The following is a 15,769-nucleotide window of genomic DNA, read 5'->3' on the forward strand; positions in this document are numbered from 1 at the left end:
ATTGAGAGAGAAGAAGGATGGATGGCTTATCTTAAAAGAGAAGAGCAATCATCGAATGGAATGCCTCGCATGGCGAGAAAAGCGAGAAGGATGTGGTAAGATGAGCGACGGTTCGATCCTGTGTTATCGATGAAGCGAAAGGATAGCGAGACATGTTGGTGCCTATCGTAATTGAACAGACGAACCGGGGTGAGCGGGCCTATGATATCTACTCCCGGTTATTGAAAGACCGCATCATTTTTTTAGGCGCTCCTATCGATGACATCTTTGCCAATCTTGTCATCGCCCAGCTTCTCTTTTTGGAAGCGGAAGATCCTGAAAAGGACATTAACCTCTACGTTAACTCGCCGGGTGGAAGCGTGACAGCCGGTCTCGGCATCTATGACACGATGCAATACATCAAGCCCGCAATCAACACCATTTGCCTGGGTCAGGCAGCGAGCATGGGAGCGCTGCTGCTGACCGCTGGTACGAAGGGAAAACGGTATGCGCTTCCCAATGCTCGGGTGATGATTCACCAGCCGATGGGAGGTTTTTCAGGGCAGGCGACTGAGATCGACATCCATGCTCGAGAAATTTTGAAGATCCGCGAGCGGTTGAACGAGATTATGGCCAAACATACCGGCCAGCCGCTTGAGAGAATCGCGCTGGACACCGAGCGCGATTATTTCATGTCCGGAGACGAGGCGAAGCGGTACGGCCTTATTGATGAAGTCATTACTCGGCCTCCAAAGACCATTAAAGAAATGGCCGGCGGGAAGGATACAGCCAAGGACGGTAAGGACAAGTAGGAGGCCGTATGCCCAAGCAGGAAAAGATGGATCGGCACCTGCGGTGCTCATTTTGCGGAAAGAGTCGGGATGAAGTACGCAAATTGATCGCCGGCCCGACCGTCTACATCTGTGATGAATGCGTCAATCTGTGCAATGACATCATCGCAGAGGATTGGGAAGAAGCCAAAGAGGAAATTTCTTCGAAACTCCGCAAACCGGCCGAGATCAAGCATCATCTGGATCTATACGTAATCGGCCAGGATCGGGCCAAAAAAATTCTTTCTGTGGCCGTCCACAACCACTATAAGCGCATTTCGGCCAATGAAGTCGATGAGGTCGAGCTGCAAAAAGGGAACATTCTTGTCATCGGTCCGACCGGCACGGGCAAAACTTTGCTGGCGCAAACCTTGGCTCGATACCTGGATGTCCCGTTCACGCTGGCCGATGCGACGACTTTGACTGAAGCCGGATATGTCGGCGAGGATGTGGAAAATATCATTCTCAAGTTGTTGCAGGCATCGGATTACGATGTGGAGCGTGCGGAGCGCGGTATTGTCTATATCGATGAAATCGACAAAATCAGCCGTAAAAGCGACAGCCCGTCGATCACGCGAGACGTCTCCGGTGAAGGCGTGCAGCAGGCCTTGCTCAAACTCATCGAAGGAACAGTCGCGAACGTTCCACCGCAAGGCGGCCGCAAGCATCCGCACCAGGAATTTATCCAAGTCGACACCAGCAATATTCTGTTCATTTGCGGCGGAGCGTTCGTCGGCTTGGATTCAATCATCGAACAGCGTCTCAATCAGAAATCAATCGGCTTTGGCGCGGATATACGGGGTAAAAACGAGAGGCGGCTGGGAGAAGTATTGGCACAGGTTCAGCCGGAGGATCTGCTCAGATATGGCCTAATCCCCGAGTTCGTTGGCCGGCTGCCCGTCATTGCCACGCTGGATGAACTCGACGAGAAGGCGCTCATCCGTATCTTGACCGAACCGCGCAATGCATTGACAAAGCAGTACGAGAAGCTCTTTTCATTTGAAAAGGTCAAGTTGAAGTTTACCGAAGGCGCCCTCGTGGCAATCGCCCGCAAAGCCTACACGCAAAAAACCGGGGCCCGCGGCCTTCGTGCCATTCTAGAAGAAGTGATGTTGGATATGATGTACGAGATTCCTTCCCAGAAGCAGATCAAGGAAGTAGTGATCACCGAAGACGTCATCATGGGAAAAAATCAACCGATTCGTTTATTTGAACAAGACAAAGAAATGAAAAGCGCCTAAATGCGAGAGCGCTGATCAACTTCCTTCCGTACCTCGCATATTACTCCGCTCTCCGCTGTCCAACGTCATATAACGGTAGTCAAGCTAGACGTCCGGTGAGGAACGCCGGAATCCTAGACATTTCAGGCAGCGCAGCTATACTTGACAAGTGAGAGATGGGGGAAGTATGCGCTTGCCGGTCATTACCAGCTTAGGACATAAAGGGAAAGCCTTAGAGTTGGACTGCGAACGTGAGCAGATTACCATCCGAGGTTCCAAGGGAGAGAAGCTTGGATCGGTGACATGGGCATCGATCATCGAACAAGCTCGACCCCTTCCTGAGCCGGATCGTTGGGAGGAACATCGTGACCAGCCCAGGCTGTCGTTAGTGCTTAAAGTTCGATATACGACGTCGGGCGGGAAAATGATTGAAAGTCGTGCGGGCGGCATCGGCGGAGGAGGACTCTTCATCGAAAGCGTGTCCCCGCTCGCGATCGGCACCGCGATTTCTCTTGAGTTTGCCCTTCCTGATCAGCCGGCTGAGTGGATGCACGCGAAGGGCATCATCGCCTGGGTATGTCCAAAGCCCGACCATTACACATTCGCGCCGGGTATGGGAGTCCAGTTCACAGACATTGGGCTTGATGCCAAAGCCCGCATTATCCAATTGGTCAAATCCCTGAGGCGAGCCAAGTAGCTGCTTTCCTCCTGCCCGAATAAGGCGGGATGGGGAGCGAAACGGGAGCGTCACGTATGAGATTTACCATCACAGCCTCCGAAACTCATCAGGGCAAGATATTGGACATCGATTGTGATCAAGAGACGATCTCGATTCTTGATACCGATAGTCGGTCAATGGGATCTGTGACATGGGATTCCCTTATTGAGTGGGTCAAGGCGACCAGTGACGTAGACGAAAGCCGCCATGCAAGAGCACATCCTCGCGCTCCCTTAGCGGTGAAGGTTCATTACACGACACCGGAGGGCAAGGCCTTCGACGGCCTTACCGGAGGGATTGGCGGGGGCGGTTTGTTTATCGAGAGCAGTATGCCGCTGCCGGTCGGATCCGAAGTTCATATTGAATTCGCGTTGCCTGACCGTCCGTTGGAGACCATTCACGCATCCGGGAAAGTGTGTTGGGTTCGTGCCAAACCGGATCGATTTACCCTTTATCCCGGGATGGGTGTTCAATTTACGGATATTGATACACATGCCCGGGAACACGTCATGGAGTTGGTCAAGTCGTTGATCCATGTTCGGCAAGCGAGGACAGTGCCTCAATAGCCCATTGTGCCCACCGGCGCACCTGTTCGCTCGAGTCTTTGACTGCTGCCGTTCTGAGGACCGGCAGGACACTTTCATCACCTAGCGTGCCCAGCCGATAGGCCGCCTCGGTTCGCACCCCCGCGTCCGAATCGTGTTGCAGGCGTGATGCGATCGCCGGAACCGCTCGACGCTCCCCTAATTCTCCCAATGCCGCAATCGCACGCTGGCGCACCTGGACATCATCCTGCAACAGCGCATGTAGGAATCCATCATAAGCCAGAGGCGACTCGAGCAATCCGAGGCCCAGGACTGCTGCTCGCCTCGCCTGCAGCGATCCCTCTGTCAGTATCGCGAGCATTCGGCTCATGACCTCAGGACCGGCACCAATCGACCCAATCGCTTGAGCGGCCGCCTCTGCGGCCGCAGGGATCGGATCCTCCAAAAGAGGAAGCAGCGCCACGCCGGCCTCCGCCTTCCCCTGTTCGCCGACGTTGCCGAGCGCCCAGGCGCTATATTGACGGACCAATGGATCAGTGTCGCGCAAAGCCAGAATGAGCCCAGGCACCGCTTCAGCGGAAGCGATCTTTCCCAGTGAGAGAGCCGCGGTTTGCCGGGTCGCCGGCTGAGAGTCTTGTAGCAGGGAGATCAGATGGGAGACAACAATTTCCGGCTCAGGAGTCGAACTGACGTAGCAGCCGGCGAGGGCACACACCATTCCAACAAGAACGATCCACAAACGAATCATCCCTGCTTGTGGGAATCGTCACTCGGTGCCGGCATTTGCTTTGCAGCTTCCATTGACTGTTCGATTTCCTTTTGGGCTGCATCCATCTCCGCGCGGATAGTCCGCATTTCAGGATCAACCGCATTTCGGACATCAGCGGCGGCCTGGCGGAAAGTGCGTAGCGTGTCACCGAGACTCTCACCCAAACTCTGCATATCGTTCGACGAGAGCCCGGTGTCGTGAACCGGCTTGACCTGTTTTTGGGCTGCATTCGTTTTCATCGCCGCTTGCTGCGCTTGAACTCGAGCCACGGCATCTTTATTCACAATGGCGGATGGACGTTTCGCGGCCGGTTTCGTCTGCGCGGAAGGAGGTAGAGGCGGATAGGACGCCTGGAGCACCGGCGCTGGGGCCGTCATGCGATCTTCCATAGTGGGTGGCTGCGAGAATTGGGCACCAGTCGGCGTGCCTGAACCGGCTTGTCCCGATGTGGAAGCCGCAGTCGGTACCGGCTTCGGGCGGGGAGGCTGGGCAGCCTGAGGCGCTGCGGATGCCATCAGTGCCGCGGTGGTCCCCGGGGTTAATTCAGGACCGGGCTGATAGGGGGCGGTCGGCTTCAAACCTTCAGCCACCGGCGCAGATGAAGAGGACGGAGTGACTATTTGTGCCTGCTCAGCGGGAGCAGGTGATGGTTCACCGGCATTCGGCTCAACGGGAGGAATGTCATGGACTTCTTTTTTGAAGCCCTTTAGCGCCTTGCCGAGCCCTTCGCCAAGTTGCGGCAGGCGGCCCGCGCCGAAGATGACCAATACGATCACCAGAATAATGATGAGCTCTGAAAACCCAAGGGTGCCGAACATGCATCTCCTCAAGGGGCAAGATGTTTTTAAAACTCTATCTGCTCCGAAGAGCGGGTGTCAAGAGAAACGGGGCGACACTATCGTCAATGGCGATGCGAGAAACCCTTCAGGGTGACTACAAGAGAATGGGGACAATCTCGGATTGAACGGGTTGACCAAACACGATCGCATTACGGTCCGAGATGTACACATCGAGCTCGCTGCGAATGCCGAACTCTCCTGGAAGATAGATGCCCGGCTCTATGGAGAAACACGTTCTCGGCATGAGTCGGCGGCCGTCACGCGTCTCCAGATTGTCAATATTAGCTCCGTTCCCATGCACTTCTTCGCCGATGGAATGGCCGGTGCGGTGCACAAATTGATCGCCATAGCCCGCGTTGCGGATCACCTGTCGGCACACGTCGTCAACTTCCCAGCCGCACGGAAAGTCGCCATGAGCCACGCGTTCTTGGACGAAGGACACGGCTTGATCGCGAGCCGCTTTCACGACCGTGAAGACATCATGTCGCTTTGTCGGCACGGTATTGCCAACGTGGCCGGTCCACGTAATATCGGCGTACACGCTTCCGGGTTCCGGTCGTTTCGCCCACAAGTCGATCAAGATGAAATCTTCGCGATGAATCTCTGCTGAGCCTTCAGCGGCCGGCCCATAATGCGGATCGGCGCTGTGCGCATTGATCGCCGCGATCGGCGCACTCGAGGTGATTAAGCCATGATGCGCGATACGGGACAGGATGAATTGCTGAACGCCATACTCATTCAGCGGTTTGTTGACGAAAATGGATTCCCGGATATGTTGAAACGCTTCATCCACGATACGGCGCAATTTTTCCGAGGCATCCCGATGAGACGCCAACTGATCGCTGGTCCAGACCGCTTCGAACCGTTGGACGAGGTCGGCCGACGTGATGATCTCGATGCCGAAGCTGCGGATCAATTCAATTGTGCCGGCATTGACCCGCGAAATGTACGGGATCGCATTCATGGGAGAATACTGCATGGCCACTCGACGCACGCCGGTTAAGGCATGGGCGAGATGAGCGTGCTGCTGTTCCCATGAGACATACAAGTGGGATTTCCCGGGCAGTTCTTCCAGTGCATGGGGTTCAATGCGGTGCAGCAATTTGACCGGTTCCCCATGAGAGGGAATCCAGTAATACCAGCGCCGGGTGACGTGACGCGCAGGGTCTATGTGAAGCACTCGATACGCGAGAGGATCGCTGTGGCGAAAATCATAAAAGAGCCAACCATCCAAGCCGTCGCTTTCTCTCAAGGCTTGTTGGATCTCTTCGATCCGCTGTTGAGCGTCGGATGTCATGACCGCATCTTATGCCGGTGACTATAAGAGCGTCAATTTAGCAATGAGGCTCGAACCGTGAACCACCACTCATCCGCGAAGAGGTCCGGTCGCATTTCGACTTTCTACCTGTTCTGCGACCCTGTACAATGTGTCCGGAGGTGTTCAGTGTCTTCCGTCCCCATTCCACAGCTTCCTCTCTTCCGCGTCACACTCTTCTATGGTCCTGAACCGGCTGAGGACGATCCCGCACGCCTGATGTGCGTCTTCAATGTGAAGAAGCGAAGCTGGAAGGGGGGCGTCCAGATTGCCGTTGAAGTGTCGGAAGCCCAAATCTCACGGCTTCAACAGGCGCTGAACTTTGACCTCTGGATGGATACGTGGCTGGCCGCATTGCCGGAAGAGGAGCGACGGAGCTACGAAAGCCGCGCGCGTGATCTGTTGATCCAGGAAATCTGCTCGACAAAATTGACCTTGGCGTTAGACGCGGATGCCCGACAGGGCAATAGCTCTTTGCCCTTTGATACATTGGTTGAGGAACTGGATCGCCAGGTCAACGAAGAGAGTGATCAAATTAAGGCGAATATCTTAACAGAGTTGGACCTCAATCACTGACTCGCCAAAGAATCTCAATCACACACGATCAGAACTGATCATTGAATTCGACCATCTGTACTTCTGAGTTGCATCCACACACAAATTGTTGTAATGACAGTCCGGCATCCTGGCGGATTCGTGTGACTGATGGGATGAAATTGTCGTCATTGATTAGGTAAGGAGGAACCCGTGAGAATTTGGCACGCAAGTCAGAATGGGAACAGGCTCACTCTACAGATCGTAGGAACTCGGTTCATGACCGCCCTCCTCATTGTGGCTTTCATACATGTGGCGATTGTTTCGACGGCGTGGGCCGAACAGACGGGAGCCGGCGCGAATGAGCAAACGGAGAATAACGGGGCGCAATACGGCCTTGGTGCCGCAAGTGTCTTCCTGACCATTCCATACGGGATGGCCAAATTCGTGTTCGCCACGCTCGGCGGAATTTTTGGCGGCTTCACCTATGCGTTCAGTGGTGCAAATGAGAAAGCGGCGAAGTCCGTCTGGGATACCAGCTTACGTGGAACCTACGTCATCACGCCCGAACACCTAAAGGGAGAAAAAAGCGTTCGGTTCTTTGGCGTCCCCCCCGAGAGCGAACCTGAAGGGGCATCGCAAGAACCCGCTCCGCTCGAGCCGGCTCCCGAACCCACAAAATAGCTCGAAGGCATGAAGCCTATCATCGGCGTTACACCGGACTTCAATGCCGGTGATCGCAAAGAATGGGGGGGGAAAGAACCCACCTATTTTCTCCGCGCCAGATATATTCGGGCCATCGAGGATCTAGGCGGGGTGCCGCTTATTCTGCCTTTGACTGCGGATCGTGCGGTGCGGCGAACAATGTTGAAAGGGTTGCAAGGTCTACTGCTCACCGGAAGCGGGCCCGACCTTCCGCCTCGTCTCTATGGCGAGCGCCAGCGGTATGAATTCGGCGTCGTCAGCCGACAGCGGTATACATTCGAACTGGACATGGCTCGGATGGCTGCCGATCAGGCTTTACCGGTGTTCGGAATCTGCGGCGGCATGCAGGCGATCAACGTGGCCTTCGGCGGCACCCTCCTGCAGGACATTCCGTCTCAAGTGTCGGCTCCATTGCCGCATCGATCACCATTACCGGCCACCCGAGTCTGCCATAGCGTACGCGTGTCGGCACACAGCCTCCTCCATCGCATTACCCGGAAACAGACCCTTCGCGTCAATAGTTCCCATCATCAGTCCGTCAAGCAGGTTGCTCCAAGTCTCATCGCGACAGCGGTGGCAATGGATGGCGTGATCGAGGCCATTGAGTCGCCCACTCACCTGTTTTTTCTGGGCGTACAATGGCACCCTGAGTTTTTGTATGAACGCCATGATGTGCATCGGCGTCTCTTTCAAGCCTTCCTCAAGGCCGCTCAGGCAGGATGCTGAAACAAGCCTCCAAGCGCGTTCTCGGCTCGCCAAAAGGCCTCAACATACCCACCGCGGGAAAGAGCCGGTTTTGGTGGCTTGAAGCTGTACGCTTGATGTCTAGCATGCCTCCGGATTCAAGCTGCCGCCGGGTCTTTGGATAACCTTTGAGCATTCTACGCACGACCCAGGGCGAAGTCATACGTGGTGAAGGTGAAGTGTAGAACTCACGTCCCTCACTTATCTCAAAGCCCTCGATATTCGAAGGGCCTGCTATACTTCGGTACATAATTAAGGCCTCCATCTATTCAAGGAGTGTGAGTGCATAACCGGTTATCAGGCATCTTTCGACTCAAATCCATCGAGCAGATTCTGGCGGATTCCAATCGCCCGGAATATCGACTAAAGAAAACGCTGAACGTGTGGGACCTGACCGCGCTGGGTATCGGAGCCATTATCGGTACAGGCATTTTTGTACTGATCGGCACGGCGATTGTCGGTGATGCTCACCGGCCGGGGGCAGGACCAGGTATCGTTCTGTCGTTCGTGCTGTCGGGGGTGACCTGCGCGTTGGCCGCACTGTGCTATGCGGAATTCTCCGCGATGATTCCCGTCGCTGGAAGCGCATACACCTATTCCTATGCCACTTTGGGAGAGTTCCTCGCATGGATCACCGGCTGGAATTTGATTTTGGAATATGGGGTTGCGTGTGTCGCGGTCGCAATCGGCTGGTCAGGCTACTTCAACAACATCCTCAAGACGATTGGTATCGAACTGCCCCACTGGGCGACCCATGCGCCGGGCTCCGATGGCGGCATCGTGAATCTTCCCGCGGCTATCATTGTGTTGCTCGTGACCGCCGTATTAGTGCGGGGCATGAAGGAAAGCGCGCGGGCCACTGGCATCATCGTCATGGTAAAGATTGCGGTCATCCTCTTTTTTATTGCCGTCGGCCTATCGTCCGTTGAACCAGGCAACTGGACACCCTTCATGCCGTACGGGTTTTCAGGTGTCGGCGCAGCGGCCGCCATTATTTTTTTCGCCTATATCGGGTTTGATGCCGTCTCAACCACCGCGGAAGAAGCGCGCAACCCGCAGCGTGATATTCCAATCGGAATTATAGCCTCACTGGGCATCTGTACCGTCCTGTATGTGGTGGTGGCGGCCATCTTAACCGGCATCATTCCGTATAGCCAAATCGATGTGCACGCGCCGGTCGCGGAGGCGCTTCGCATGTCGGGGTTCCATTGGGGGGCGGCCCTGGTTGCTACAGGCGCGGTTGCCGGAATTACGAGCGTCCTGTTTGTGATGATGATCGGGCAGATCCGCGTCTTCTTTGCCATGTCACGCGATGGGCTTTTAGGTCCATGGTTGTCCAAAGTGCATCCACGTTTTGGCACCCCGCATCATGCGACGCTGCTCACCGGGGTAGGGGTGGCTGTCCTCGCGGCGCTGATCCCTATCGGTGAAGCTGCCGATATGACGAATATCGGGACCTTGTTTGCCTTTGTGCTCGTCTGCGGAGGTGTCTTGATTCTTCGTCGCATGCAACCGAACCATCCGAGACCGTTCCGGATTCCGTTCATGCCGTGGATCCCCCTACTGGGCATCGCCGCCTGTCTCGGCCTCATGGCGTTTCTCCCCATAATGACGTGGATCAGATTTGCAGTCTGGTCGGCAATCGGTGTCGTGACGTACTTCTGGTATGGCGTGAAGCACAGTCGATTGGCGATTCCTCGCGCGGCTGAAACCGATCCCCAGCTTCGTTCTGACCTCAATTAATACGTCTCGTCGGTCCGCGTCCTGTTGCGGGATGGAAACGACTGCGCGTAAGAACGTCGGCTTCGATGCGAACGGTTCCTGAATTGCGACGTTGCGCGCGCTAGCTTGATTGCGCGTCCGTAGAGGTAGCGTCCGTGGGCGTGGTTGCGGCTGAAACCGTTTGCGGTTGGGCTGGCGTGCCAGGATTGGCAACAGTGTCGGATTTGGCCGGTGGTTTAACTGGCTGCTGGGGTGCTGTACCGGTTCCTGCCGGAGCGCCGGCTCTCACATCCGTTGTGGGCGCCGCGGCTGGTTTCGCTGGAGTTGGTGTAGCCCCTGCTGGCGCGGCCGGTTTGGGGGCGGCAGGAGGCTTTGGAGGAGCGGGACGTTCCGGTTTAATGCCGCCTTCCCATGACGGCCCGGTATACATTTCTGGCGTTAATCCCTTGGCCTTCCATTTCTCTTCAAAATCGGCGGCAGCCTTGTTCGGCGTCTCTCCCTTCCCGATCACTTCGTTCCAAGGATAAATCTTCGGTGCGATCGCACAGCCATTCGTTTCGCGCGTTAAGTACAGCGCGATTGGATTGCCGCGATACGGGCCTAGAAAAATGTGGACGTTGCCGACGTATTCAAGAAGATTGACCATAAGGATGGCCATGATGCCATATCGCTTTGGGTCCAATCAAGAGTAGTAAAGCTTATACGAGCCCGATTAACGGACACACGATACGAAGGACGATCCAGATCAGAATCGCGCCGATGAGGTCGAAGATCATTCCGGCTCGAATCATGCTGCGCATCGAAATCAGCCCTGTTCCATAGACAATGGCGTTCGGGGGAGTTGAAACAGGTAGGGCAAAGCCAAGGCTGGCCCCTAGGCAGGCTCCGAGCGCTGGGACGGCCGATGACACGCCGTCTGCCTGGGCAATGGCGATGACCAATGGGACGAGCATGGCGGCTGACGCGGTGTTTGACGCCAGCTCACTGATCAACACGCCCGCCAGAATTGCCACCGCTGTGAGACTCCAGATATCGCTTGTTCCGAACACATTGACGAAACCGGTGCCGATCGCGTCTGAAAGCCCGGTCTTGGTCATCAACTCGCCAAAGGCCAGTCCTCCTCCGAACAGCAGAATAATGCCCCAGTTAATGTTGGAGGCTTGTTTCCAATCGAGCGTGAAGGCGCCGGTCCGTGGATCGGTCGGCAGAATGAACAAGAGTCCGGCGGCGAGCAGTGCGACCAGCTCATTCGGGAGATGTGTGTTGAGCCACACGATGACGCTGTGGTCCGCGCCCAAGAGCACTTCGAGTACACCGGGGACGATCCAGAGAACAACGGCCACGCCGAACGCTACACATGCGTTGATCTGTCCCTGTGTCCAGACGGCCGTTCCGGGCAGGGGGATCTCTTCTGCCGCGTGAGGGGCCGCCTCAGCCGCATGCGGAGGATTGAGCCAAAGAAGGAAGAACCACGCACACAGCAACATCAAGAGCGCCAATGGCACTCCGAATGCCATCCACGCGATGAATGAAATCGCCACGCCGGATTGGTCTGCAATCAAACCGACGCCGATCAGGTTGGGTGGGGTGCCGACAATGGTTGCCATTCCACCCGCGGTCGCGGCATACGACAACATCAGCATCAATGATGTTTGATAGCGCCCATGATTCGCCCTATTCCGGCGCAAGGCAGCCAGCACGCCGAGTCCAATCGGCAGCATCATGGCGGTAGCGGCGGTGTTGCTCATCCACATGGACATGATGGCCGTGACCGCGCCTAACGTGAACAGGGCGCGTGATGGTCGAGCGCTCACCCACGAGAGCGACAACATCCATTCCGCGACTTTTCGATCCACTCCGTGAACGACCATGGCTTCGGCGATGAGAAAGCTGCCGATAAAGAGAAAAATGATCGGGTGGCCGTATGAAGCAAAGATGCTCTTGGCCGTGCCGAGGCCGGCGAGCACGCAGAGTGCCGTGCCGAGCAGCGCCGTCATGGGCAAGGGGATGGGTTCGGTAACCCAATAGACGACGACCCAAGACAGGATGGCGGCAAGGATGTGCGCGTGTGGCGCCACGTGTGGAATCGGAATCAGATAGACGCAGAGAGCGGCAAAAGGCCCCAGACCCAGCGCAAAGAGACTTCTCCTCGCGCTTGCGAGCCAGTTCCTTTCCGAGCCTAATGCATTCTGCATGCCGGTAGCAGCGATTAGAAGCGTTCGGCTTATGCGGCGGTGACAGAGGCCGAAATGGTGGATGCGGGTCGCTTACGGACGAGGAACACCGCAAAAATCAGGACCATGATCACGCCGACATTGACACCCACATCCATCAGGTACCGATAGAATTGGTCATTGGTCACTTCAGGCAGATGTGACAGTTCGGCGCTTGCAGTGAGCACACGTCTAGTGCAGGCGATAATGCCGACTGCGAGATAGGGCTCCAGCGACAAAATTTCGGTCTGCAGAAAACGCACGACGGTTCTAAACAACTCCAGCAGAATGATGACGAGCAAGAGATCATTTAACAGTTTGAGGCCGGCCACGAGCAGTGATCCGTGGTTGAACGCCACAGCCATGAAGACGTACCAGCTATGCGCGAAGATCAGCATCCCAAGAATGAGCAGACTCATGCCTGCCGTGATGTAGCCCCATCGATCGAGCCACTCCATCCAATTGAGTAGTTGCTTCATGGATTCTGTCTTGTTGCGCATACCGCTCCTTCCTGCACGATGCTGAAAAAATGGTTCCAACTGCGTTCTCGGCTCATTAACATCCTCAACGTACCCATCGCGGAAAAGAGCCGGTCTTGGCCGGACTCGGGTGGGAGGTGAGGCCTCATACACCGCCGGTGTTAGAGTCGCCTGCGACTTTGTTGGATTTCCTTTTGGAGCATCTTGTCTGAGAACGTATAAGCGCCCGTATAAACCAACACGGTCAGCCCCTTGAGTTCCTTCTACGCATTGCCGTGAGGTCCGAGGTTCGCATCCGGCGGTGGCGCGCCGCCGAGTTGGCCCAGTTCTTTGAGTTCGCGTATCGACGTGAAGGTAAGTGAATGGCCGCAACAGACAATTTCTTGAAAGCCGGCGCCGCCCTCCATGATCATGACACGCAGTCCGCACGAATTCGGATACAGTTTCTTTTCATCCAGAATCATGCCGATCGGGAGCTTCCCTTTCTTTCGGCCCAGTGTCGAGCCCACCTTCGGCACGACATCATCTTCGGTCAACTCGTGATCACAACAGAGCGCTTTTTCGAATCCTTCACCGCCGGCCATGACTTTTATCATCAACCCACAGCTGTCGGGATGGCGTTTCTTCTCGTCAAGAATGTCGCCCTTTTTGAGTGGCATGGGATACCGTACAAGATAGCAGTCAATGATCAGCTTTCAGCTAGGAGTGAAGTTCTTCGAAGAATTTCTCCGGAGCAGAGCGCTGAGGGCTGATAGCTAATAGGTTTATCATTGATTCGCCGCGGCAATACCCCGGCGCTCGTTTACTGCTTGGAATACCACAAGGCCTGCCAAAAAGAATATGGCCATCGATAAAACGGCCCATCGCTGACTGCCTGTCAGCGCAGTCACCTCTGCATAGACCAATGGGCCAATGATGGCCGCAAACTTTCCGGTTACCGAAAAAAAGCCGAAAAATTCGCCTTGGCGACCAACCGGAGTAAACCGGCCTAACAGCATTCGGCTCGACGACTGATTCGCGCCTAATGCGGCCCCCGCAATCAGGCCGATTGCATAAAATTGAGCGTGAGTCTGTACGGCGCTTGCGGCGATGGCCAAGGCTACCCAGAGGAGCAAGGTAATGGTAATGGTCTGTTTCGCCCCGATGCGATCGGCCAGTTGTCCGAATCCAACGGCGCCGAGGCCTGCAGTAATTTGCGTAATGAGAAAGTAGATAATCAGATCGCCTGGTGAAAAGTCCAGGACTTTGTTTGCAAAAATCGCGGATGCGACGATCACCGTATTGATGGCATCCGTATAGATCAAATAAGCGATGAAGTAGATGCCCAAGTCGCGGTACCGGCCCACGTGTTTCGCAGTCGAAGCCAGCTGCGAGAACCCCTGTCTCCACACCGACTGGTGAGGATTACGCCGCTGTGGCGTGGCACGCTCCTGAAGCCAGAAGAAGGTCGGCAAGGCCGAGACCAGAAAAAATGCGGCGGTCACGGCAAAACTGAGTCGGTAGTACGGCAAGTTCTCTGCAGCAAATCCGCCACTGATCAAGGGGTAGGCCAAGGCGAGGGAGAGTAATCCTCCGGCATAGCCTAGCCCCCAGCCATAGCCGGAGATGCGTCCGATATTTTCGGGTGTCGAAATCTCCACGAGAAAGGCGCTGCAAAACACAAATCCCAAATCGAAGGCAAGATTCGCGATACCGAAAAAGAGCAACCCCTGCCAAACATCCCCCTCTTGGACCAGGGAGAGAAGTGCGGTGAACACGACACACAGGAGCGTGAAACCGATCAGGAAGCGCCGCTTGAGTGCGCGCGCGTCCGCAATGGCTCCCAGCACAGGGGACAGCACGGCCACGAGCAACATTGACGCCGCATAGCCCCAAAACCACAATCGTTCGGGAGTCGCTTCGTGTCCACTCGTTCCGAATGGCCGCGCGACGACTTGGACAAAGTAGACGCTGTAGGCCACGGTGACAATGAGGGTGGTAAACGACGAATTAGCGAAATCATACAAGGCCCAGGCCCACAGCTCTTTTTTGCTGACCGGCCTAGCCGTCACACCGTCGCTTTCAGCCGCCGTTCGTCGGACTTACGGACGGTGTTAAGCAGCGCCTGGTGTCGGGAGCAGCCGACGATTGACTTTACAGCCACGGGATCGGCCGGCACATAGGGAGTGAGGAACCGCTCTTTCAGACGCGCTATGCGACGGAGTGAGGCGTCTAATCTCGTCTCCGAAATTTTTCCCTCTTTCGCCGCCCGATAGATCGCCTCCATTGCAGCCACTTGCCGTTCTCGTTCCTTGCAGATCAATAGGATATCCGCACCGGCTTGGAAGGCCATCAGCGAAGCTTCCTCGATGCCATAGTGATCGATGATCGCGCCCATCTCCAAATCGTCAGTCACGATCACACCCTTGAAGTGCAATTGATCTCTCAGCAGATCGGTCAGAATGATATATGACAGCGTCGCCGGAAACTGTGGGTCGATCTTGGGGTATGACACATGAGCCGTCATGATGGTCGCCAATTCATTGTCGATGGCATGGCGGAACGGGCGCAACTCCATGTCATGCATCCGTTCGAACGACGAGGCTACCACGGGCAACTCCAGATGCGAATCCTTGGTCGTGTCGCCATGACCGGGAAAGTGTTTGCCGCATGCGGCCACCTTGTTGTCTTGCAGTCCTGCAATGGTGGCCAGGCCCAGCTCGCACACCGTCGCCGGTTTCGCGCTGAATGCGCGGTCACCGATAATCGGATTGTCGGTGTTGGTGTTGATATCTAGGACGGGGGCCATATTCATATTGATGCCTACCGTCTTCAGTTCCGCGGCGGTCGTGGCGGCGACTTCATAAGCGAGCCTGGAATCCGAGGCGAATTCTAGGGCGGCACAGGGTGGGAAGATGGTAAAGCCGTCCGGCAATCGGGAGACGCGGCCGCCTTCCTGATCGATCGCGATCAAGTACGGCGAATCCGTGGCATGTTTCTGAAGCTTGTTGGTCAGCTTTACGATTTGGGTAGCCGACTCAAGGTTGCGTTTGAAGACAATGAACCCCCCGGGCCGATAGTCGTCGATCAGTTTCACCATGTCCTTCGACACTGTGGTGCCATCGAATCCGAGCATGAAGAGTTGCCCGATTTTTTCACGAAGTCCAGTCATTTCCCA

General features: G+C 55.7%; 17 protein-coding genes. 8 read left to right on the top strand and 9 right to left on the bottom strand.

The genetic code is table 11. The features are described 5' to 3' along the window. Window positions 1-152 precede the first annotated feature (152 nt). From clpP to ACWHYZ_RS02080, 4 genes are all read left to right on the top strand, one after another. The gene (gene clpP, locus ACWHYZ_RS02065) at window positions 153-791 is read left to right on the top strand and encodes an ATP-dependent Clp endopeptidase proteolytic subunit ClpP (protein WP_447985638.1); all 639 of its coding nucleotides are present in this window, start codon (window positions 153-155) and stop codon (window positions 789-791) included. Between the two features lie 8 nt (window positions 792-799). Next, complete coding sequence (clpX, locus tag ACWHYZ_RS02070) at window positions 800-2,050, top strand: ATP-dependent Clp protease ATP-binding subunit ClpX (protein ID WP_447985639.1); 1,251 nt, start codon at window positions 800-802, stop codon at window positions 2,048-2,050. A 166-nt stretch (window positions 2,051-2,216) separates the two neighbouring features. Beyond that, complete coding sequence (locus ACWHYZ_RS02075; RefSeq protein WP_447985640.1) at window positions 2,217-2,726, top strand: PilZ domain-containing protein; 510 nt, start codon at window positions 2,217-2,219, stop codon at window positions 2,724-2,726. Window positions 2,727-2,782: 56 nt separating this feature from the next. Next, entirely contained in the window at window positions 2,783-3,313 is a 531-nt protein-coding gene (locus ACWHYZ_RS02080) for a PilZ domain-containing protein (protein ID WP_447985641.1), read from the top strand. Here the strand turns inward: ACWHYZ_RS02080 and ACWHYZ_RS02085 are convergent. The 3 genes from ACWHYZ_RS02085 to ACWHYZ_RS02095 form a co-directional block, all read right to left on the bottom strand. Further along, entirely contained in the window at window positions 3,267-4,040 is a 774-nt protein-coding gene (locus tag ACWHYZ_RS02085; protein WP_447985642.1) for a HEAT repeat domain-containing protein, read from the bottom strand. The genes ACWHYZ_RS02080 and ACWHYZ_RS02085 overlap by 47 nt on opposite strands. Beyond that, window positions 4,037-4,879 (bottom strand): twin-arginine translocase TatA/TatE family subunit, encoded by an 843-nt coding sequence (gene tatA / locus ACWHYZ_RS02090; RefSeq protein WP_447985643.1) that lies wholly within the window; start codon window positions 4,877-4,879, stop codon window positions 4,037-4,039. Before tatA ends, ACWHYZ_RS02085 begins: the two co-directional genes overlap by 4 nt. A gap of 115 nt (window positions 4,880-4,994) precedes the next feature. Beyond that, window positions 4,995-6,197 carry a M24 family metallopeptidase gene (locus tag ACWHYZ_RS02095; protein WP_447985644.1) on the bottom strand — a complete coding sequence of 401 codons (1,203 nt, stop codon included), beginning with the start codon at window positions 6,195-6,197 and terminating at the stop codon, window positions 4,995-4,997. Between the two features lie 147 nt (window positions 6,198-6,344). Here ACWHYZ_RS02095 and ACWHYZ_RS02100 point away from each other — a divergent pair, with 147 nt between their 5' ends. The 4 genes from ACWHYZ_RS02100 (at window position 6,345) to ACWHYZ_RS02115 (ending at window position 9,941) form a co-directional block, all read left to right on the top strand. Continuing rightward, window positions 6,345-6,791 (top strand): hypothetical protein, encoded by a 447-nt coding sequence (locus ACWHYZ_RS02100; protein ID WP_447985645.1) that lies wholly within the window; start codon window positions 6,345-6,347, stop codon window positions 6,789-6,791. Window positions 6,792-6,962: 171 nt separating this feature from the next. Next, a complete protein-coding gene (locus ACWHYZ_RS02105) occupies window positions 6,963-7,433 on the top strand; it encodes a hypothetical protein (RefSeq protein WP_447985646.1) in 471 nt (156 codons plus the stop codon). A 9-nt stretch (window positions 7,434-7,442) separates the two neighbouring features. After that, the gene (locus ACWHYZ_RS02110; RefSeq protein WP_447985647.1) at window positions 7,443-8,180 is read left to right on the top strand and encodes a gamma-glutamyl-gamma-aminobutyrate hydrolase family protein; all 738 of its coding nucleotides are present in this window, start codon (window positions 7,443-7,445) and stop codon (window positions 8,178-8,180) included. Window positions 8,181-8,480: 300 nt separating this feature from the next. Further along, the gene (locus ACWHYZ_RS02115) at window positions 8,481-9,941 is read left to right on the top strand and encodes an amino acid permease (protein ID WP_447985648.1); all 1,461 of its coding nucleotides are present in this window, start codon (window positions 8,481-8,483) and stop codon (window positions 9,939-9,941) included. Window positions 9,942-10,041: 100 nt separating this feature from the next. Here ACWHYZ_RS02115 and ACWHYZ_RS02120 read toward each other — a convergent pair whose 3' ends face one another. From ACWHYZ_RS02120 to nagZ, 6 genes are all read right to left on the bottom strand, one after another. Beyond that, window positions 10,042-10,578, bottom strand: a complete 537-nt coding sequence (locus ACWHYZ_RS02120) for a hypothetical protein (protein ID WP_447985649.1) — start codon at window positions 10,576-10,578, stop codon at window positions 10,042-10,044. 40 nt (window positions 10,579-10,618) lie between these two features. Further along, complete coding sequence (locus ACWHYZ_RS02125) at window positions 10,619-12,115, bottom strand: SLC13 family permease (RefSeq protein WP_447985650.1); 1,497 nt, start codon at window positions 12,113-12,115, stop codon at window positions 10,619-10,621. Between the two features lie 29 nt (window positions 12,116-12,144). After that, complete coding sequence (locus tag ACWHYZ_RS02130) at window positions 12,145-12,633, bottom strand: phosphate-starvation-inducible PsiE family protein (protein ID WP_447985651.1); 489 nt, start codon at window positions 12,631-12,633, stop codon at window positions 12,145-12,147. A gap of 242 nt (window positions 12,634-12,875) precedes the next feature. Continuing rightward, entirely contained in the window at window positions 12,876-13,271 is a 396-nt protein-coding gene (locus ACWHYZ_RS02135) for a hypothetical protein (RefSeq protein ID WP_447985652.1), read from the bottom strand. A gap of 108 nt (window positions 13,272-13,379) precedes the next feature. Then, window positions 13,380-14,663 (bottom strand): MFS transporter, encoded by a 1,284-nt coding sequence (locus tag ACWHYZ_RS02140; protein WP_447985653.1) that lies wholly within the window; start codon window positions 14,661-14,663, stop codon window positions 13,380-13,382. After that, a complete protein-coding gene (gene nagZ / locus ACWHYZ_RS02145) occupies window positions 14,660-15,763 on the bottom strand; it encodes a beta-N-acetylhexosaminidase (RefSeq protein ID WP_447985654.1) in 1,104 nt (367 codons plus the stop codon). The genes ACWHYZ_RS02140 and nagZ overlap by 4 nt, the downstream gene beginning before the upstream one ends. Between the last annotated feature and the right edge of the window lie 6 nt (window positions 15,764-15,769).

Source organism: Nitrospira sp. Nam74, assembly GCF_965152615.1.